General features: G+C 70.9%; 17 protein-coding genes and 1 pseudogene. 12 read left to right on the top strand and 6 right to left on the bottom strand.

The window, feature by feature from the left end; translation table 11 throughout:
- Positions 1-176 precede the first annotated feature (176 nt).
- Positions 177-1202 carry a TerC family protein gene (locus ABC270_RS12325; RefSeq protein ID WP_412881059.1) on the bottom strand — a complete coding sequence of 342 codons (1026 nt, stop codon included), beginning with the start codon at positions 1200-1202 and terminating at the stop codon, positions 177-179.
- A 213-nt stretch (positions 1203-1415) separates the two neighbouring features.
- Between ABC270_RS12325 and ftsY the strand changes: the two genes are divergently transcribed.
- Positions 1416-2285, top strand: coding sequence for a signal recognition particle-docking protein FtsY (gene ftsY / locus ABC270_RS12320; protein ID WP_412881058.1), 870 nt, complete (start codon positions 1416-1418; stop codon positions 2283-2285).
- Between the two features lie 116 nt (positions 2286-2401).
- A complete protein-coding gene (locus ABC270_RS12315) occupies positions 2402-2560 on the top strand; it encodes a DUF4175 domain-containing protein (protein WP_141399257.1) in 159 nt (52 codons plus the stop codon).
- Positions 2561-2817: 257 nt separating this feature from the next.
- Here the strand turns inward: ABC270_RS12315 and lipA are convergent, their stop codons facing one another.
- The 3 genes and pseudogenes from lipA to ABC270_RS12300 all read right to left on the bottom strand — a co-directional run bounded on the left by lipA (position 2818) and on the right by ABC270_RS12300 (position 5239).
- Positions 2818-3801, bottom strand: coding sequence for a lipoyl synthase (gene lipA / locus ABC270_RS12310; RefSeq protein ID WP_412881057.1), 984 nt, complete (start codon positions 3799-3801; stop codon positions 2818-2820).
- A gap of 173 nt (positions 3802-3974) precedes the next feature.
- Positions 3975-4661, bottom strand: a pseudogene (gene lipB / locus ABC270_RS12305) (lipoyl(octanoyl) transferase LipB); the annotation flags it as partial.
- A 44-nt stretch (positions 4662-4705) separates the two neighbouring features.
- The gene (locus ABC270_RS12300; RefSeq protein ID WP_412881056.1) at positions 4706-5239 is read right to left on the bottom strand and encodes a hypothetical protein; all 534 of its coding nucleotides are present in this window, start codon (positions 5237-5239) and stop codon (positions 4706-4708) included.
- A 78-nt stretch (positions 5240-5317) separates the two neighbouring features.
- Here ABC270_RS12300 and ffh point away from each other — a divergent pair, with 78 nt between their 5' ends.
- Entirely contained in the window at positions 5318-6880 is a 1563-nt protein-coding gene (gene ffh / locus ABC270_RS12295; protein ID WP_412881055.1) for a signal recognition particle protein, read from the top strand.
- Between the two features lie 236 nt (positions 6881-7116).
- Here the strand turns inward: ffh and ABC270_RS12290 are convergent, their stop codons facing one another.
- Complete coding sequence (locus tag ABC270_RS12290; RefSeq protein ID WP_412881054.1) at positions 7117-8247, bottom strand: glutamate--cysteine ligase; 1131 nt, start codon at positions 8245-8247, stop codon at positions 7117-7119.
- 125 nt (positions 8248-8372) lie between these two features.
- Here ABC270_RS12290 and aroA point away from each other — a divergent pair, with 125 nt between their 5' ends.
- From aroA to trmD, 8 genes are all read left to right on the top strand, one after another.
- Positions 8373-11597, top strand: coding sequence for a 3-phosphoshikimate 1-carboxyvinyltransferase (gene aroA / locus ABC270_RS12285; RefSeq protein WP_412881053.1), 3225 nt, complete (start codon positions 8373-8375; stop codon positions 11595-11597).
- Between the two features lie 5 nt (positions 11598-11602).
- Positions 11603-12763 (top strand): acyl-CoA dehydrogenase family protein, encoded by a 1161-nt coding sequence (locus ABC270_RS12280; RefSeq protein WP_412881052.1) that lies wholly within the window; start codon positions 11603-11605, stop codon positions 12761-12763.
- Positions 12764-12854: 91 nt separating this feature from the next.
- The gene (locus ABC270_RS12275; RefSeq protein WP_412881051.1) at positions 12855-13715 is read left to right on the top strand and encodes an SDR family oxidoreductase; all 861 of its coding nucleotides are present in this window, start codon (positions 12855-12857) and stop codon (positions 13713-13715) included.
- Positions 13716-13719: 4 nt separating this feature from the next.
- Positions 13720-15825, top strand: a complete 2106-nt coding sequence (locus tag ABC270_RS12270) for an oxidoreductase (RefSeq protein WP_412881050.1) — start codon at positions 13720-13722, stop codon at positions 15823-15825.
- Positions 15826-15969: 144 nt separating this feature from the next.
- Entirely contained in the window at positions 15970-16392 is a 423-nt protein-coding gene (gene rpsP / locus ABC270_RS12265) for a 30S ribosomal protein S16 (protein WP_412881049.1), read from the top strand.
- Positions 16393-16396: 4 nt separating this feature from the next.
- Positions 16397-16633, top strand: coding sequence for an RNA-binding protein (locus ABC270_RS12260; RefSeq protein ID WP_412881048.1), 237 nt, complete (start codon positions 16397-16399; stop codon positions 16631-16633).
- A 19-nt stretch (positions 16634-16652) separates the two neighbouring features.
- Positions 16653-17210, top strand: coding sequence for a ribosome maturation factor RimM (gene rimM, locus ABC270_RS12255; RefSeq protein ID WP_412881047.1), 558 nt, complete (start codon positions 16653-16655; stop codon positions 17208-17210).
- 4 nt (positions 17211-17214) lie between these two features.
- Positions 17215-17928 (top strand): tRNA (guanosine(37)-N1)-methyltransferase TrmD, encoded by a 714-nt coding sequence (gene trmD / locus ABC270_RS12250; protein ID WP_412881046.1) that lies wholly within the window; start codon positions 17215-17217, stop codon positions 17926-17928.
- A 353-nt stretch (positions 17929-18281) separates the two neighbouring features.
- Here the strand turns inward: trmD and map are convergent, their stop codons facing one another.
- A complete protein-coding gene (gene map, locus ABC270_RS12245) occupies positions 18282-19073 on the bottom strand; it encodes a type I methionyl aminopeptidase (RefSeq protein WP_412881045.1) in 792 nt (263 codons plus the stop codon).
- Between the two features lie 180 nt (positions 19074-19253).
- On the opposite strand from map, the gene rplS reads away from it, so the two are divergent.
- A complete protein-coding gene (gene rplS / locus ABC270_RS12240; protein ID WP_058726668.1) occupies positions 19254-19610 on the top strand; it encodes a 50S ribosomal protein L19 in 357 nt (118 codons plus the stop codon).
- Positions 19611-19690 lie beyond the last annotated feature (80 nt).

Genomic DNA, 19690 nt, shown 5'->3' with positions numbered 1-19690 from the left:
CGATCTGTCGCTTTCGCGAAAGCGACAGATCGCCGCGCTCCGGCCCGACGGATCTGTCGCTTTCGCGAAGTGAACCGGGGCCAGCTCGCCGGATCCGTCGCTTCCGCGATCCGGACGACGGACGGGAGGCGCGGTGCCAGCTGGCACCGCGCCTCCCGTCCGTCAGGTGGAACCGACTACTGCGCGTCGGCCTCGACGGCCTCCTTCGGCTGCCCCGTCGGGGTGAGCCCGCGCTCCTGCCGCTTCTTCGAGACCACCAGCGAGGCGACCGTCGCAACGGCGATCGTCAGCGCGATGAAGCTCAGCGAGAACCAGATCGGGATCTCCGGCGCCCACTCGATGTGCTCGCCGCCGTTGATGAACGGCAGCTCGTTGACGTGCATCGCGTGGAACACGAGCTTCACGCCGATGAAGGCGAGGATGACCGCGAGGCCCTGGCCGAGGTAGATGAGACGCTCGAGCAGGCCCGCGATGAGGAAGTAGAGCTGCCGCAGACCGAGCAGCGAGAAGGCGTTCGCGGTGAACACGATGAAGGCGTCCTGGGTCAGCCCGAAGATCGCCGGGATCGAGTCGAGGGCGAACAGCACGTCCGTGAGGCCGATCGCGACCATGACGAGCAGCATCGGAGTGAAGAGGCGCTTGCCGTCGATCTTCGCGGTGAGCTTGTCGCCGTGGTAGTCGTCGGTCGTCGGGATCACCCTGCGCAGGGTCCGGATGAGCTTCGAGTCGCCCTCGGAGTCGTCGTGGCCGCCGCCCTTCGCCTGCGACCAGGCGAGCCAGAACAGCAGTGCCCCGAACAGGTAGAACACCCACGAGAAGTTCTCGATGATCGTGACGCCGAGGGCGATGAACACGCCGCGGGCCACGAGGGCGATCGCGACGCCCACCAGGAGGACCTTCTGCTGGTACTCCTTCGGCACCGCGAAGCTCGTCATGATGATGAGGAAGACGAACAGGTTGTCGACGGACAGTGCCTTCTCGGTGAGCCAGCCCGCGAAGTACTCGCCACCGGCCTGCCCGCCGCCGAAGACGAGGATGCCGACGCCGAACAGGATCGCGAGCCCGACGTAGAACGCCGACCAGAACGCCGATTCCTTGATGTGCGGGACGTGCGGGGTGCGCACGTGCGAGTAGAAGTCGAAGATCAGCAGGCCGAGGATGCCGGCGATGGTGATCAGCCAGACGAGGATGGGGACGTCCACGGGTCCTCCTTCAGGTCAGGGACGCGCCGTCACGGCGCGTCGGAGCCTGAAGGTCTCTTCCGCCGTCGGGCCGCAGGAGCGGATCGAGGGCCGGCGCCCCGGGTCCGGATCGTCCCGGACCGTACTGACGAGGTCGCCGAGGAGGAATACTCCCCTTCGTGTGACCGATCGTACCGGGCACAGCGCACACCCGCCGCGCTCTAAGCTGGGAACATGGCGAGTTCCTGGTCACTGTCCTCCCGGCTGCGCGGGCTGTTCCAGCGCAAGACGATCGACGAGACCACGTGGGACGACCTCGAGACCGCGCTCATCGGAGCCGACTTCGGACCGGACATCTCCGAGGCGATCATCGAGGACCTCCACGAGCGCGTCGACCGCTACGGCACGACGGACCCCGCCGACCTGCAGCGCATGCTCCGCGAGGTGCTCGAGGAACGGCTCTCGAAGCTCGACACCACGCTGAAGCTCAGCAACCGACCGGCCGTCGTGCTCGTCGTCGGCGTGAACGGCGTCGGCAAGACCACCACGATCGGCAAGTTCGCCAAGTTCCTCAAGACGTACGACCGCTCCGTGGTCGTCGGGGCGGCCGACACGTTCCGCGCAGCAGCGGTGGAGCAGGTCGCGACGTGGGCCGAGCGTGCCGGGGTCGACGTCGTCCGGCCCGCCCAGCCCGGGCAGGACCCGGCGTCGGTGGCGTACCAGACGGTCGAGAAGGCGATGCGCGAGGGCACCGAGATCGTCGTCATCGACACCGCGGGCCGGCTGCACACCAAGGCCGGGCTGATGGACGAGCTGTCCAAGATCAAGCGCGTGGTCGAGAAGCAGACCGAGATCGCCGAGGTGCTCCTCGTGCTCGACGCCACCACGGGGCAGAACGGGCTCGCGCAGGCGCAGGCGTTCATCGAGGGCGCCGGGGTCACCGGACTCGTCATCACGAAGCTCGACGGCTCCGCGAAGGCCGGCTTCGTGCTGAGCGTGCAGGAGAAGACCGGGATCCCGATCAAGCTCATCGGTCAGGGCGAGGGCATCAACGACCTCACGGGTTTCACGCCCCACGTGTTCGTGCAGAACCTCGTCGGCTGAGGGCCGCCTCGTCGGTTGAACGACACCCGTCCGCGAACGCGCTCGCCGCGCGGCGAGTAGCGTCTCGGTCGGCCCGGGCACCCGCTCGGTCTTCGTTCCAGGGATTGGAGACCCCCATGCCCGCACTGCTGATCATCGCGATCATCGTCGGCCTCGTCCTGCTCTTCAGCGGCATCTTCGTCGGTGCCCTCAAGTTCCTGCTCTGGGTGGGACTCGTGATCGTGATCCTCGCGATCATCGGGTGGCTGCTGCGGAGCATCCGCGGCCGCGCCTGACGCGACGCGACCCATCGACGGACGGGAGGTGCGGTGCCAGCTGGCACCGCGCCTCCCGTCCGTGCCGTGGTGCGTCCCGGTCGCGGAAGCGACAGTCTGCGCCGCACCGTCCGCGTGGTCCTGTCGCTTTCGGGAGGTGAGCACTGTCGCTTTCGCGAGAGCGACAGTCTGCGCCCGACGGTTCGCGCGCTCTTGTCGCTTTCGCGGGGGCCATCGCCCAGTCCGCGTGCGGCGGCGCGCCCCGCGGCGCGCGCCTGTCAGACGGCTTGGCGGCCGGCCGGTGCCTCGAGCAGGTGCGACAGGTGCTCCGGCACCGTGCCGCCCCGCGCCACCGTGGCCCGCGCCCAGAGGCGGCCCGCGCGGTAGGACGAGCGCACGAGCGGCCCGGCGAGCACGCCCGAGAACCCGATGTCCTCGGCGATCTCGCGGAGGTCGACGAACTCCTCCGGCCGCACCCAGCGCGCGACCGGGAGGTGCCGCGGCGACGGGCGGAGGTACTGCGTCAGCGTGATGATGTCGGTGCCGGCCTCGTACAGCTGCTCGAGCGCGTCGATGACCTCGTGCCGCTCCTCGCCCATGCCCAGGATGAGGTTCGACTTCGTCACGAGCCCGGCGTCCCGACCCTGCGTGATGACGTCGAGCGAGCGTTCGAACCGGAACGCCGGACGGATGCGCTTGAAGATCCTGGGGACCGTCTCGACGTTGTGCGCGAAGACCTCGGGGCGGGCGTCGAACACCTGGCCGAGCTGGTCCGGGCGGCCGTTGAAGTCCGGCACGAGGATCTCGACGCCGGTGCCGGGGGAGTGCTCGTGGATCTGGCGGATCGTCTCGGCGTAGAGCCACGCGCCGCCGTCGTCGAGGTCGTCCCGCGCCACACCGGTGACGGTCGCGTACTTGAGGCCCATCGACACGACCGAGTCCGCGACGCGACGCGGCTCACCCCGGTCGAGCGGTGAGGGCTTGCCGGTGTCGATCTGGCAGAAGTCGCACCGCCTCGTGCACTGCGAGCCGCCGATGAGGAACGTGGCCTCGCGATCCTCCCAGCACTCGAAGATGTTCGGGCAGCCGGCCTCCTGGCAGACGGTGTGCAGTTGCTGCGTCCTGACGAGGGCGGACAGGTCGCGGAACTCCGGCCCCTGGGTGGCGCGGGTCTTGATCCACGCGGGCTTCGTCTCGATCGGGGTCTCGGCGTTCCGCGCCTCGACGCGGAGCATCCGGCGGCCCTCGGGGGCGATGGTCATGCGGGGGTCTCCTGCAGGTGGATGGTGCGGTCCGGGCCGGACGGGAGGCGCGAGTGGCCCCCGGCGGACCGGTCCGGGCTGGTCGGCTGGTCCGGGCTGGTCGGGTGGTCCGGCTCGACGGGCGGGGTCGGCTCGGCTGCGCGACCGGTCCCGGCTGCGCGGCTCGTCTGGGCTGCTCGGCTCGTCTGGGCTGCTCGGGCGCCGGACGCGATGCGGTGGCCGGTGTGCATCCCGTCGAACGCAGCCTGCACGCCTTGCGCGACGAGCGTGGCTACCTCCTCCACCGGCACCGGGCGACCGACGGCCCGGCTGAGGGTGGTGACCCCGGCGTCCGCGATGCCGCACGGCACGATCGCGGCGTACGCGTCGAGAGCGTTCGCGCAGTTGAGGGCGATCCCGTGACTCGTCACACCCTCGGCGACGTGCAGGCCGATGGCTCCGACCTTGTCGTGGTTCGCCCGGTCGGGCCGGGGGACCCAGGCGCCGCTGCGGCCCTCGACGCGTTCCGCCGTCACACCGACGCCAGCAGCGGCGTCGAGGAGCACCTGCTCCAGGTCGCGCACCCACGCCACGACGTCGAGCGGCTGCGCCAACCGGACGATCGGGTAGGCGACGAGCTGCCCAGGTCCGTGCCAGGTGATGCGTCCGCCGCGGTCGACCTCGACCACGGCGGAGCCGTCGGTCGGCAGGTCGCTCGGCTCGGTGCGGCGCCCCGCGGTGTAGACCGACGGGTGCTCGCACAGGACGAGCGCGCCGGGGGAGCGGCCGGCGACGACGTCGGCGCGGAGGCGCTGCTGCAGTGCGAGGCCCTCGGCGTAGTCGAGCAGGCCCGGCACCCGGACGATCTCGAGTTCCGGCATGGGCGCCAGCGTACGTCAGTTTCTGGACGCCGTACAACAACCGATCACGCGGTGGGAGGCTCGGGTGAGCGACCGGTCATCACGAGCTCGGTGTGCAGCAGCTGCGCACGCTCACGGTGCGGTCGGTCCACCACGATCCCGCGCACGGTGACGACCGCCCACACGACGGCCGAGCTGCCCGTCAGGAGCGCACCGTCGAGGTCGTGGTCGCCGACCAGGTCGGCGACGGCGGTCGCGCCGAACACGACCGCCATCGCCGCGCCGAGCCAGAGGTACCAGCCGGTCCGGTCGACGGTGTCGCGCAGGAACCGCATCTTGCGGTCGCGCCGCACGCCGTCGGGTTCTGAACCGCCGCGGACCCAGGCCCGCAGTGCCCGGTGCGCGGCGTACCCGCCCCCGCCGGCCCACGCCGCGACCACGACGACCACGAGACCGACTGCGGTGGCCACGCCGACCAGCGCGATGACCGTCGCGGAACCGGTGAAGCGTGCCGTGAACACCGCCGCCGTGAAGCCGCCGAACACGGCCGCGCCGGTCGCCCGGAGCCAACCGGCGACGTCGATCTCCCTCAGGTGCACGGTGTGGACGGTAGTCCCCGGGGTACCGGCGCGGTCGCGGTCGGGCTGTCGGCGGTCGCCTTGTAGAATCGTCGGATCATGGCGCAATTCGGTTCACTCTCCGACCGGCTGACAGAGACCTTCCGCAACCTGCGGAGCAAGGGTCGCCTGTCCCCGTCCGACGTCGACGGCACCGTCCGCGAGATCCGACGGGCGCTCCTCGACGCCGACGTCGCGCTCGAGGTCGTCAAGTCCTTCACCGCCTCGGTCCGCGAGCGTGCCCTCTCGGACGAGGTGAACAAGGCGCTCAACCCGGCACAGCAGGTCGTCCAGATCGTCAACGAAGAACTCGTCGGCATCCTCGGCGGGCAGCAGCGTCGGCTCGAGTTCGCCAAGCGTCCGCCGACGGTCATCATGCTCGCGGGGCTCCAGGGCGCCGGCAAGACGACGCTCGCGGGCAAGCTCGGCAAGTGGCTCAAGAAGGACGGCCACACCCCGATGCTCGTCGCGGCGGACCTCCAGCGTCCGAACGCCGTGCAGCAGCTCCAGGTCGTCGGTGAGCAGGCCGGTGTCCACGTCTTCGCGCCGGAGCCCGGCAACGGCGTCGGTGACCCGGTCAAGGTCGCGAAGAACGCCATCAAGGCAGCCGTGGACCAGCAGTACGACACCGTGATCGTCGACACCGCGGGTCGGCTCGGCGTCGACGCCGAGCTGATGAAGCAGGCCGCGAACATCCGCAAGGCCGTCGACCCGGACGAGGTCCTGTTCGTCATCGACGCGATGATCGGTCAGGACGCCGTGGCCACGGCACGTGCCTTCCAGGAGGGCGTCGACTTCACCGGCGTCGTCCTGTCGAAGCTCGACGGTGACGCCCGCGGTGGCGCGGCCCTGTCGGTCGCGAGCATCACCGGCCGCCCGATCATGTTCGCGTCCACGGGCGAGGGGCTCGACGACTTCGAGCCGTTCCACCCGGACCGCATGGCGAGCCGCATCCTCGACCTCGGCGACATCCTCTCGCTCATCGAGCAGGCCCAGCAGGCGTTCGACGAAGAAGAAGCGCGCGCCGTCGCCGAGAAGATCGCGAGCGACTCGTTCACGCTGGACGACTTCCTCGGCCAGATGCAGCAGCTCCGCAAGGCCGGCTCGATCAAGGGCATGCTCGGCATGCTCCCCGGTGCGAAGGGCATGCGAGAGGCGCTCGACAACTTCGACGAGGGTGAGATCGTCCGCACCGAGGCGATCATCCAGTCGATGACGAAGCAGGAGCGCCAGCTCCCGAAGCTCCTCAACGGCTCGCGTCGTCTCCGCATCGCGAAGGGTTCCGGCACCACGGTGACCGAGGTCAACGCCCTCGTGAACCGCTTCGAGCAGGCCGCGAAGATGATGAAGACCGTTGCCCGCGGTGGCGTGCCGCAGATGCCGGGCATGGGTCCGATCCCCGGCATGCACGGCGGCAAGAAGAAGCAGCAGCCGCAGGGCGGCAAGAAGAAGAAGGTCGGCAACCCCGCCAAGCGCGCTGCGCTCGCGTCGGGTGCCGCGGCCCAGCCGCAGCAGCAGGCGGCGAAGGGATCCGGCTTCGGCTTCGGCGGTGCGAACGCGAAGAACCCGAAGGCGCCCACCGAGGAAGAGATGCAGTCGCTGCAGAAGTTCCTGGGTCGCTGACGCGACCAGCCGACAGACTGGAGGCCCGTGGCGGATCCGCCACGGGCCTCCAGTCGGTCTGCCGGGTCGCGTCGCGGACGTTCCTTCCCATGACGGCCGCGATGGAAGGCGGAATCGGGCGTACCTGGTCGGGAGGTTCGACCTGGTACGCCCGGAACGACCTGGTGCGCCCGGAACGACCTGGTGCGCCTGGGGTGACCGGTGCGCTCGGGGCGGCGGCGCCCGGAGGCGGGCGGCTACAACGAGTCGCGCAACTCGGTGACCAGGTGGCGGACGACCGCGCGGAGGTCGCCGCCGTTCTCCTGCGCCACCTGCAGCTGCCGCTGGTACGACGCCCCGTGCTCGATCATCGTGTCGAGGTGGTGGAGCTCTTCCTGGCAGCCGAGCCGCTCGGCGATCGGGTCGAGGCGCGCGACGAGGTCGTGCACCTCGTCGGTGACGAGCCGCTCGTCGCCGGCGGCGTTCGTGATGATCTCCGCCTCCATGCCGTACCGGGCTGCGCGCCACTTGTTCTCGCGGATGAACCACTGCTGCATGGAGGGCAGGACCTCGCCGCGGTCGAGTCGGTCGGACAGTGCGGTGACGAGGCACTGGACGAAGGCCGTGACCGCGCCGACCTCGTGCAGCGTCGAGATGCCGTCCGACACCCGGTTCTCGAGGGTGCCCCAGCCCGGCGACGGGCGGATGTCCCAGCGGAGGTCCTTGAACCCGTCGATCACGCCGGTCTTCGTGAGGTCGTCGACGACCGTCTCGAAACCGCCCCAGTCGTCGATGCCCGGCGGCAGTCCGCCCGTCGGGAGCTGCTGGAACATGAGCGCCCGGTTGGACGCGTAGCCGGTGTCGGTGCCGCCCCAGAACGGGCTCGACGCCGTGAACGCCTGCAGGTGCGGCACGTACGCGAGCATCGCGTTCATGATCGGCACGGCCTTGTCGCGGTGGTCGATCCCGACGTGCACGTGCACGCCCCAGATGAGCATCTGCCGGCCCCACCAGCGTGTGCGGTCGATGAGGGTGTTGTAGTGCTCGCTGTCCGCCGTGATCTCCTGCTGGTCCCACACCGCGAACGGGTGCGTCCCCGAGCACATGACCTGGGCGTCGAGGGGTTCGGCCGCGTCGATCACCTCGCCGATGATCCCGGAGAGCTCGGACGTGGCCCCCGCGACGGTGGTGTGCACGCCCGTGACCACCTCGACGGTGTTGGTCAGGAGCTCCTCGGTGACCTTGTCCGGATCACCGAGCCGCTCCTGCACCGCCCGGATCACCGCCGGAGCACGGGGGGCGAGGTCGCCGGTGCCCCGGTCGACCAGCGGCAGTTCCCACTCGACACCGATGGTCGACGGATGGGACTCTGTGAAGCGGATGTCCATGCGGCCATCCTGCCGGTCGGTTGTCGGACATGCACAAGGAACGCCGTCGCCGGTCGTGCACCTCGCTCCACCTAGTTGTTCCATCACGGTACTACCGTGGAAACGCTCACAGGGAAGAGGTCCGCATGCAGTTGGTCGTGCGCGGTTCGTCCGCACCACTCGTCGGGGAGATCGACGTCCCGGTCTCCAAGTACCACGCGCACCGAGCGCTGGTGCTGGCATCACTCGCGAAGGGGACGAGCATCGTCTCCGGCATCAGTTCCACGCGACAGGTCGAGTGGACCGTCGGGACGCTCCGGGCCCTCGGCGTCGACGTCAAGCGCCGAGGGGACGAGTACCACGTCACCGGCCTCGGCGGGCGCTACGCGGCGACGGACGTCGTCGACCACGGGTCCCGCGGCGCGGACGGGATCCTCAACATGGGGTCCTCGGGCACGACGCTGTACTTCATGACCGGGCTCGCCTCGTTGGCCGACCGACCGATGACGCTGGTCGGCATGAAGTACTTCCAGCGCCGACCCATCAAGGCGCTGCTGACCTCGCTCACGCAGATGGGCGTGGAACTCGAGGCGACGAACGACTGCCCGCCGGTCACGGTCCAGCCGCGGAGACCTCGCGGCGGAGACGTCTCGATCGCCGGGACACTCTCGCAGTGGATCTCCGGTCTGCTCCTCCTCGCGCCCTTCGCCGAGCAGGAGACCCGGATCCACATCACCGGCGGTCGGCTCAACGAGCAGCCCTACGTCGAGCTGACGGTCCGGATGATGCGCGAGTTCGGACTCACGGTCGAGGTGTCCGACGACTGGCTCGAGTACCGGGTCCCTGCGGGGCAGCAGGCGACCCCGCACGACTACGTCATCCCACCGGACATCGGTTCCGCGGCGTTCGGGATCGCCGCCGCGGGCATCCGCCGGTCGGACCTGCTGCTCCGGGGCATGCGGGCGACCACCACGGCCCAGACCGACCACCCGGAGAGCGAGTTCCTCGACCTCGCCACCGCGATGGGCGTGCCCATGCGGATCGACGAGGAGACCGGTTTCGTCCGGATCCAGCACGACGGCTCGCCGCTCCGGGCGCTCGACATCGACTGCCAGCCGATCCCGGACCTCCTGCCCGTCCTGTCGACGATGGCGACCTTCGCCGAGGGCACGACCCGGCTCTGGAACGTGGCGCACATCCGGTTGAAGGAGTCCGACCGCGTCGCAGCGATGCTGCAGCTCAACCGCATGGGCGGCCGCGCCGAGCAGGGAGCCGACGAGCTCCGCGTGACCGGCGTCCGGCCCGGCGAACTGCACGGCTCGCCGATGTCCTCCTTCAACGACCACCGCGTGCTCATGTCCCTCGCCGTCGCCGCGTCGAAGGCCGAGGGCACGAGCTCCCTGACGTACCCGCGCGCCTACCGCATCTCGTACCCGACCTTCCTCGAGGCCATGAACGGCGTCGGGCTCGACATGGAGGTCGGCGACGCCCTGCTGGCCCGCGTCGACCGGGACGACCGGGTGGACGCCGCCACGTCCGAGCCGACCGACCTCGGCGAGGACACCGGGACGCCCGCCACGCAGGAAGCACCGGACGCGGCGCTCGTGACGTCTCCCGACCTCCCCGAGCTCGTCGGGGTCGACGCCGAGCCGCTCGTCCTCAGCGAGAAGGTCCGGATGCTGTCCGAGCAGGACCCGGACGGTCTCGCGGTCGTCGAGGTCGGCGGCGTCGCCCCCGTCGAGACCACCTGGAAGCAGCTGCAGGACGAGGCCGACCGGGTCTCCGCGCTGCTGCTCGAACTCGGCGTCCGGCGGGGCGAATCCGTCGCGATGCAGCTGCCGAACTGGCGCGAGTTCGTGTCCATCACGCTCGGCGCGGTCCAGATCGGAGCCGTCGCGACGCCGATCATGCCGGTCTTCGGTCCCCGCGAGACCACCATGACCCTCGCCCGTTCGAAGGCCCGCGTGGTGTTCCTGCCGAACGTGTTCCGGAAGCGCCGACCCGCACTGGAGCTGCTCGACGTCGTCGACGAGGCACGGGCACAGCGGCGCCGGCTGTCGGTCGAGCACGTCGTCGTCCTGCGTGCCGAGGCCCGTGGCCAGGGCGACCTGCCGAACGACCAGCCGCCCCTGCCGGCCGATGCCGCCGAACGGGTCGCATCGAGCGCCTGGAACTGGCGTTGGTTCGACACCGCCCTCGGGTCGGTGCAGGTGGACGTCGACCAGATCCGCGCGCACGCGCCCGGCCCGGACGACGTCTGCCAGCTCCTGTTCACGTCGGGTACCACCGGCGAGCCGAAGGGCGTCCAGCACCCGCACCGCACGCTCGGTCTCGCGACCGCGATGCACGTCGCGCAGTCCGGGCTCACCCCCGACGACCGGATCTACATCCCGTCGCCGCTCGCGCACCAGACCGGGTTCCTGTACGGCATGCTCCTCGCCTTCCGGCTCGGCGCGCCGCAGGTCATCCAGCCGGTGTGGGACGGCCGGGTCGCGCTCGAGCAGGCGTTCGGCGCCGCGAAGGCGTCGTTCGTGCAGTGCGCCACACCGTTCCTGACCGACCTCGTCGACCTCGTCGAGGGCGGCGCACCCGCTCCCGAGAGCCTGCGCATCTTCGTCCCGACCGGCGCCGCGGTGCCGCGCGCGCTGGCGCAGCGCGCGAGCACGGTGCTCGGGAGCGCGATCCTCGGGGCGTTCGGCACGAGCGAGACCTGCCTCGGCGCGCTGTCGAGCCCGTCGGACGACCCGGCCGACGCGTACGGACACGACGGCCGAGCCCTGCCCGGCATCCGCATCCGCATCGTCGACGACGAGGGGCACGAGCTCCCGGCGGGCACCGAGGGCAACTTCGAGCTGCACTCGCCGACGATGTTCGACGGGTACCTGGACCGACCGGACCTCACCGACGACGTCTTCACCGAGGACGGCTGGTACCGCACGGGCGACCTCGCGACCGTGGACGAGAAGGGCTTCCTCTCGATCACCGGGCGCGTCAAGGACGTCATCAACCGCGGTGGCGAGAAGATCCCGGTCGTGGAGATCGAGAACCTGCTCTACCAGCACCCGCTCGTCACGGACGTCGCCATCGTCGCGATGCCCGACGAGCGTCTCGGCGAGCGTGCCTGCGCGTTCGTGGTCCCGGCAGCGGGGGAGCGGCTCGACCACCGGGGGCTGCAGGAGTACCTCGACAACGCGGGCGTGAGCAAGTACTACTGGCCGGAGCGCCTCGAGTACATCGACGAGCTGCCGCGCAACGCGGTGGGCAAGGTGCAGAAGAACGTGCTGCGTGACCGAGCGGCGGAACTCGTCGCGCGGGACGCAGACGAGCGCGTCGCACGGGACGCCGCGACGAAGGAGGACGGGACACGATGACCCTGGTGACGGAGACCGGAACCGAGCAGGACTTCGAGCAGCTCAAGGCCGATGTGACCGCGTGGGTCCGCGGCCGCGGCGAGGAGTGGGCCGAGGAGATCGAGCGCACCGGCCGGGTCGCTCCCGAGCTGTTCCAGGAGCTCAAGGAGCACGGCTGGCTCAGCCTCGCAGCACCGCCCGAGCTCGGCGGTGCGGGGATCCCGTTCTCGAAGTACCTCGAGGTCATGGAGATCGTCTCACGCTCGCACGCCTCGATCCGCATGCTCGTGCACGTGATCAACGGCACCTGGCGTGCCATGCAGCCGTACGCGACGCCGGAGCAGGTCGAGGAGGTCGTCAAGCCGAGCGTGGCGGGCGAGAAGCTCGTGGCGTTCACACTCACCGAGGCCACGGCCGGCACGGGCGCGGACATCCGCACGACCGTCCGCCGCGAGGGCGACACGTACGTGATGAACGGCGAGAAGCACCTCATCACCTTCGGGGTGAAGGCCGACTACTGGCTCATCGCGGCTCGTCTCGAGGGCAGCACCGGGCAGGACGGCACGGTCGCGTTCCTCATGCCGAACTCGGGCCTTCCGGGCGCCGAGGTGATCGACGACTCCGACACGATGGGCATCCGCGGCACCGACCACGCGATCCTGCGCTTCACCGAGACGCCGATCCCCGCCTCCGCCCGCCTCGGCGAGGAGGGCCAGGGCCTCGAGGTCGCGCTCGGCGGCTTCCTCCTGCCGAGCCGCGTGTCGGTCGCGATGAGCGCCGTCGGCCTCGCCGAACGCGCGAACGAACTCGCGGTCGCGTACGCGAACGAGCGCGAGACCTTCGGCAAGAAGCTCTCCACCCGCCAGGCGATCCAGTTCTACCTCGCCGAGAACTACGCCGACATCGCCGCCGCCCGGGCCCTCGTGCTCGAGGCCGCCCGCGCCTACGAGGAGGGCCGCCCCGACGCCGGCACGCTGTCCAGTGCCTCGAAGATGGTCGCGGTCGACATGCTCGCCCGGGTCACCGACAAGGCGCTCCAGGTGCACGGTGGACAGGGCTACTGGAAGCGCAACGCGATCGAGCGCGTCTACCGCGACGCGCGCGCGCAGCGCTTCGAGGAGGGCACCAACGAGATCCAGAAGCTGGTGGTCGGCCGTGCCGTCGTCACCGGCAAGGCCGGGTTCTGACGCGACCCGGCAGCGGACGGGAGGCCCGTGGCTGCCCCGCCACGGGCCTCCCGTCCGACCACACCTCCGCAACGCAACGACAAGGACCGCAGTGACCGACAGCACGACCGCTCCCATCGCCCTCATCACGGGGGCCTCACGCGGCATCGGCCGCCTGCTCGCGCAGAAGCTCGGCCAGCGCGGCGTCACCGTCGTGGTGACCTACAAGGGCAACGCCGACCTCGCCGAGGAGTCGCTGGCCGACGTCCGCGCCGCGGGTGGCGACGGCATCACGGCGCAGGTCGACATCGAGCAGCCGGAGTCGATCGACGCGCTGTTCGACCTGGTCCGGGACACCTACGGTCGTCTCGACATGTTCGTCGCGAACGCCGCCGCGAGCGCGTTCAAGCCCGTCGCCGACCTCAAGCTGCACCACCTCGACCGCAGCTACGCGACGAACGCCCGCTCGTTCGTCCTGGGCGCGCAGCGGGCCGCCGAGCTCATGGACCGCGGCGGCCGGATCGTCGTCGTGACGTCCTACGGCTCGCTCCGTGCGTTCCCGACCTACGCTGCCCTCGGTGCGGCGAAGGCGATGACCGAGGCGTACACGAAGTACATGGCGGTGGAGTTCGGGCCGCGGCAGATCACGGTGAACGCGGTCAACGGCGGCCTGATCGACACCGACTCGCTCGACTACTTCTACAACTCGGTCCCGGGGATGGCACCGATGGACTCCGTGCTCGAGAAGCTTCCGCTGCAGCGGCCGGGCACCGCGGACGACATGGCCGACGCCGTCGACTTCCTGCTGTCCGACAAGGCGTCCTACATCACGGGCCAGACGCTGTCCGTCGACGGCGGGCTCACCGTCATCGCACCGCCGTACTGGGCCGACACGACGTCGCCGCTGCGGGACGCCGTGCTGCCGGCCGCGGCGTCCGCTGCTGCGGGCACGGCCGCCGACACGGCAGAGTAGGGGTATGAGCACCGTCGCCATGCCCGACCTCGCCGTCGTCTCCTCGCCGTGGACCCTCGGCCCGCTGACCCTCCGGAACCGGGTGGTCATGGGGTCGATGCACACCGGGCTCGAGGTGCACGACGACGGGGGCGCGGGCATGGCGGCGTTCTACCGCGAACGCGCCGAGGGCGGAGCGGCGCTCATCGTCACCGGCGGCATCGCGGTGAGCGACGAGGCGCGCGGCGGCCCCGACTTCGCGGTGTTCGGCGTCGACGGCGCCGACGAGCGGTTCCGTGTCGCGGTCGACGCCGTGCACGACGCCGGGGGAGCCGTCCTCGCGCAGCTGTTCCACGCGGGCCGGTACGCGCTCGTGGACGGCATGGTGGACCGGCACGGACAGCCGCAGCGCGCGGTCGCACCGTCGGCACTGCCGTGGTCGGCCGCCCGCGGCGTCGTCCCCCAGGAGCTGACGACCGCGGAGATCGAGCGCACCGTCGAGGACTTCGCCGCCGCAGCGCGGTCGGCCAGGGACATCGGCTTCGACGGCGTCGAGATCATGGCGTCCGAGGGCTACCTCATCAACCAGTTCCAGTCGCCGCTGACCAACCTGCGCGACGACGAGTGGGGTGGCTCGCCCGAGCGGCGTCGACGCTTCGCGGTGTCGGTCGTCCGCGCCGTCCGGCAGGCAGTCCCCGAGCTCGCGGTGACGATCCGACTGTCGGGCGCCGACCTCATGCCCGGGTCGACGACCGACGACGAGGTCGACGCGCTCGTGCACGAACTGCTGCCGCTCGGCCTCGACGGGATCTCGGTCGGCATCGGGTGGCACGAGTCCCGGACGCCGACCGTGCAGGCCGCGGTGCCGCACGGCGCCTGGCTGTCGTACGCGAACCGGATCGCCGGCGTGGTCCGCGAGGCGGCGTACCCGGACGTCCGGGTGATCGCGTCCAACCGGATGACGGACCTGCGCGACGGGGAGGCCGTCCTCGCCGACGGGCTGGTCGACGCCGTCGCCCTCGCGCGGCCGTTCCTGGCCGACCCCGACCTCGTGCAGCGGTCCCTCGCCGGCGCGTACGACCTCGTGAACACGTGCATCGGGTGCAACCAGGCGTGCCTCGACCGGTCGATCGTCGGCGCGCCGGTTTCCTGCCTCGTGAATCCCCGCGCGGGGCGCGAGGTCGCGTTCCCGCTCCGACCGACTGCCGACCCGAAGCGCGTCGACGTGGTCGGCGGCGGGCCGGCCGGGCTCGCGGCGGCCGTCGACGCCGCTCGTCGGGGGCACGTCGTGACGCTCTGGGAGGCGTCGGACCGGCTCGGCGGGCAGTTCGGCCTCGCCGCTCTCGTGCCCGGCAAGGAGGACTACGCCGCCACCGTCCGGGCAGCGCGCGCGGAGCTCGCCGAGCGCGGAGCGACCGTGCACCTGGGACGGACCGCGACGCTCGACGACCTGGTCGGCAGCGATGCCGTCGTCGTGGCGGCCGGGGTCGTCCCGCGCGAGATCGACGTGCCCGGGGCGGACCTGCCGCACGTGCTGTCCTACGAGCAGGCGCTGCGCGACGGTGTCCCGTCGGGGACCGTGGCGGTCATCGGCGGCGGCGGCATCGGTGTGGACACCGCGGCGTTCCTCGTCGAGTCGCCGGACGAGGCCGCGCGGGCGGCGGAGTTCGGGCAGCGCTGGGACGTCGACGTCAGCGACGAGATCGTCGGGGACGTGCCGCAGCGGCTCCCGGCGGCGGCGCGGGTGCTGCGTCCGGGGAGCGCGGTCACGGTGCTCCGGCGCAGCGGCAAGTTCGGCGCAGGCATCGGCATCACGTCCCGCTGGGTCGCGGTCGGACGGCTCCGGGACGCCGGGGTCCGCATGGTCGGCGGCGTGCAGGAGTACCTCCGCATCGAGCCCGGTGCGCTGTGGGTCCGCGACGAGCAGGGCGAGGAGCGAGCCGTCCCGGCGGACACCGTCGTGGTGTGCGCCGGACAGGAGCGGCGGGGCGACGCGGACGAGCTCGTCGGGGGCCTGCGCTCGGCCGGCATCCCGTGCGAGGTCGTCGGGGGCGCGCGTGACGCCCGGAGCGTCGACGCCGTCCGGGCGACGAGCGAGGCACTCGAAGCGGTGCGTCGACTCGCGCCCTGACGCGGAATCTGCAACAATGAACGGTCGAATCGTGGCTGCTCGACCCTCTATCCAGCAGTTCACGACTTCCTTCGAGCTTCCACCGTGTGTGCCCCCACGCCCGCGGTTCCGGTTCAACCACAACAACACGCAACAGGAGCAATTGTGGCTGTCAAGATCCGTCTCAAGCGTCTCGGTAAGATCCGTGCGCCGTACTACCGTGTCGTCGTCGCCGACTCGCGCACCAAGCGCGACGGTCGCGTGATCGAGGAGATCGGCAAGTACCACCCCACCGAGGAGCCGTCGGTCATCGAGATCGACTCCGACCGCGCGCAGTACTGGCTCTCCGTCGGCGCGCAGCCGTCGGAGCAGGTCGCCGCGCTGCTCAAGCTCACCGGTGACTGGGCCAAGTTCAAGGGCGAGAAGGACACCGCCTCCAAGGTGAAGGTCGCGGAGCCGAAGCAGGCCTTCGTCGCCGACTCCTCGAAGAAGGCCGTCCTCAAGCCGAAGTCGGAGAAGAAGGCGGAGGCCCCGGCCGCTGCCGAGGAGACTCCGGCCGACGACGCAGCCGAGACGACCGAGGCGTAATTCCTTGCTCGAATCCGCGCTGACGCACCTCGTCAAGGGGATCGTCGATCACCCGGACGACGTGCGCGTCGCCAGTTCCACCTCCGCGCGGGGCAAGGTCCTCGAGGTGCGTGTGCACCCCGAGGACCTCGGCCGCGTGATCGGTCGCGCCGGACGGACCGCAAAGGCGCTCCGCACCCTCGTCTCGGCTCTCGCCGACGGCAAGCGGGTGCGGGTCGACGTGGTCGACACCGATTCCTAGGGAGACGACCCAGCTCCGGGTGGGTCGCATCACGAAGGCGCACGGGCTCAAGGGCGGCATCAAGCTCGAGCTCTACACCGACGACCCGGATCGTCGGTTCACGTCCGGAGCGACGTTCACGCTCCAGGTCCCGGACGACTCCCCGTGGTCGGGCAAGACCATCACGCTGGACGAACTCCGCTGGTACAACGGCCACCCGGTCGCCTTCTTCGAGGGCGTCGAGGACCGCACCGCTGCTGAGACCCTTGCGCGGGCGATCCTCTGGGTCGAGCAGGACACCGACGCCGAGACCGGCGAGGACGACGCCTGGTACGACCACCAGCTGGTCGGACTCCGCGTGCTCCGCGACGGCGTCGAGGTCGGCACCGTCGCACGGGTCGACCACCTCCCGGCGCAGGACCTCCTCGCCATCGACACCCCTGACCGCGGTGAAGTGCTCGTGCCCTTCGTCTCGGCCATCGTGCCCGCGGTGGACATCGCCGCCGGGACCCTCACGGTGACGCCGCCGACCGGGCTGTTCGAGGACCCCGAGGACACGTCGCGACCCGAGACGGTCGCACCGTCCGACCAGGGGTAGCGCCGTGCGCATCGACATCGTCACGATCTTCCCCGAGTTCTTCTCCGTGCTCGACGTCTCGCTGCTCGGCAAGGCACGAGTCGACGGGCTGCTCGACCTCCACGTGCACGACCTGCGCGACTGGACCACCGACCGGCACCGCACCGTCGACGACACCCCGTACGGCGGCGGAGCGGGCATGGTCATGAAGCCGGAGCCGTGGGCGCAGGCGCTCGAGTCGGTCTTCCGCGCGGACGGCACGTCCACCCTGGTCGTCCCGACGCCCGCGGGCACGCCGTTCACCCAGTCGATCGCGCGGTCGCTCGCCGCCACCGCCGACCACCTCGTGTTCGCCTGCGGGCGGTACGAGGGCATCGACGCGCGGGTGTTCGAGTGGGCGTCCGAGCGGGCGAACGTCGTCGAGTTGTCGCTCGGCGACTACGTGCTGAACGGCGGCGAGGTCGCGGCGATGGCCATGATCGAGGCCGTCGGGCGACTCGTCCCCGGCGTCGTCGGCAACCCGGAGTCGCTCGTCGAGGAGTCCCACGAGGACGGCCTGCTCGAGTACCCGTCGTACACGAAGCCCTCGTCGTGGCGCGGTCTCGACGTGCCCGACGTCCTGCTCAGCGGGCACCACGCCCGGGTCGCCGCGTGGCGGCACGAGCAGCAGGTGGAGCGCACGCGGCGCGTGCGGCCGGACCTGCTGCAGGACCCCGCGGAGCTGCGCAGCGCGGAGTAGCCGGCTCGGCCGTCTGCGCCGTCCCGGCTCCGCCGTCCGCGCCGTTGCGGCTTCGCTGTCTGCGCTGTTGCGGCTTCGCCGTCTGCCACGTTGCGGCTCCGCCGTTGCGGCCTGGAGGCGCGGGGCGGGGTCGCACCGTGCCTCCAGGCCGTCAGACGGGCGCGTCTCGGCGCGGTGGCTGCGCTGGTCCCGCTGGTCGCGCTCGCTGCGCTGGCTGCGCTGGGTGCGCTGGCTGCGCTGGCGGCATTGATCGCAGGATGTGTCGTCGGCGTCCGTGCGAGGCGACGCTTCCTGCGACCAGCGCGCTGCACGCGCGGCATGTCGCGCGACCACGTGGCGCCGCGCCGAGGTCGTCAGGAGGTCGTGCCGGCCCGCTGCGCGCGGCGCAGCGTGAGGATCTCGGGACCCGCCTCCGTCACGGCGACCGTGTGCTCGACGTGCGCGGCGCGCGAGCCGTCGGCGCTCTTCAGGGTCCAGCCGTCGTCGTCCTGGTAGAGCTCGTCCGTGCTCTGCATGAGCCACGGCTCGATCGCCACCACGAGTCCCGGCCGCAGCTTCAGGCCGCGTCCGGGTCGGCCGTCGTTCGGGACGTGCGGCTCGCCGTGCATCGTCCGACCGACCCCGTGGCCGCCGAACTGCGTGTTGACGTCGTAGCCGGCCTCGTGCGCGACGTGCCCGATGGCGTACGAGACGTCGCCGAGCTTGTTCCCGACGCGGAACTGCGCGATGCCGGCAGCCAGCGCCCGTTCCACCGTGTCCACGAGTCGCTGGTCGTCGTCCCGCGGCGCGCCGACCTGCACGGTCACGGCGGAGTCCGCGACCCAGCCGTCGACGCTCGCGGCGAAGTCGAGGCTGACGAGGTCGCCGTCGACGAGCACGCGGTCGTACGGCAGGCCGTGCAGCGCGGCGTCGTTGACCGAGGTGCAGAGGTTCTTGCCGAAGGGGCTCTTCCCGAAGGAGGGGTGGTAGTCGACGTAGCAGCTCTCGGCGCCGCGGTCGGCGATCATGCGGGCGGCGACGCGGTCGAGGTCGAGCAGGTTCACTCCGACGTCCACCGTCTCGAGCAGTTCGTCGAGGACGTCGGCGACGAAGCGCCCGGCGACGCGGAGGCCGTCGAGTTCAGCGGGCGTGCGGAGTTCGATCATGGGTCCATCCTGCCCGTGCTCCGCGGTGCGTTTTGTCTCCGGAGCGTCGTGTGGCAAGATTGTCCGCTGTGCCTTGGCTGGACTCTGCCACGGGGGAGTCGCCGACACCGGGCACCGACACCACACTTTCCGATACCGATCCGCGGCGACCCGTGTGCGTCCGCAGAGAGTAGACCCATCATGAGCCAGCTCCTCGACTCCGTCGACGCAGCGTCGCTGCGCACCGACGTCCCCGACTTCCGCCCCGGCGACACCATCAAGGTGCACGTCAACATCATCGAGGGCACGCGTTCGCGTATCCAGGTCTTCCAGGGTGTCGTCATCGCACGTCAGGGCCACGGCCTCGGCGAGACCTTCAAGGTCCGCAAGGTGAGCTTCCAGGTCGGCGTCGAGCGCTGGTTCCCGGTGCACTCGCCGATCATCGACCACATCGAGGTCGTCACCCGCGGTGACGTCCGTCGTGCGAAGCTCTACTACCTGCGCGAGCTCCGCGGCAAGGCGGCCCGCCGCAAGATCAAGGAGAAGCGCGACGCCTGATCGCCTTCGCAGTGGGCGGCCGCGAGACGGACGCCGCTGACGAGCCCTCGTCCATGTACGGTTGTGCGTGGACGGGGGCT

Source organism: Curtobacterium phoenicis (genome assembly GCF_047238015.1).
Taxonomy (GTDB): Bacteria; Actinomycetota; Actinomycetes; order Actinomycetales; family Microbacteriaceae; genus Curtobacterium.
The sequence above is the reverse complement of the archived record's forward strand: the minus strand, read 5'-3'. Positions and strand labels throughout refer to the sequence as shown.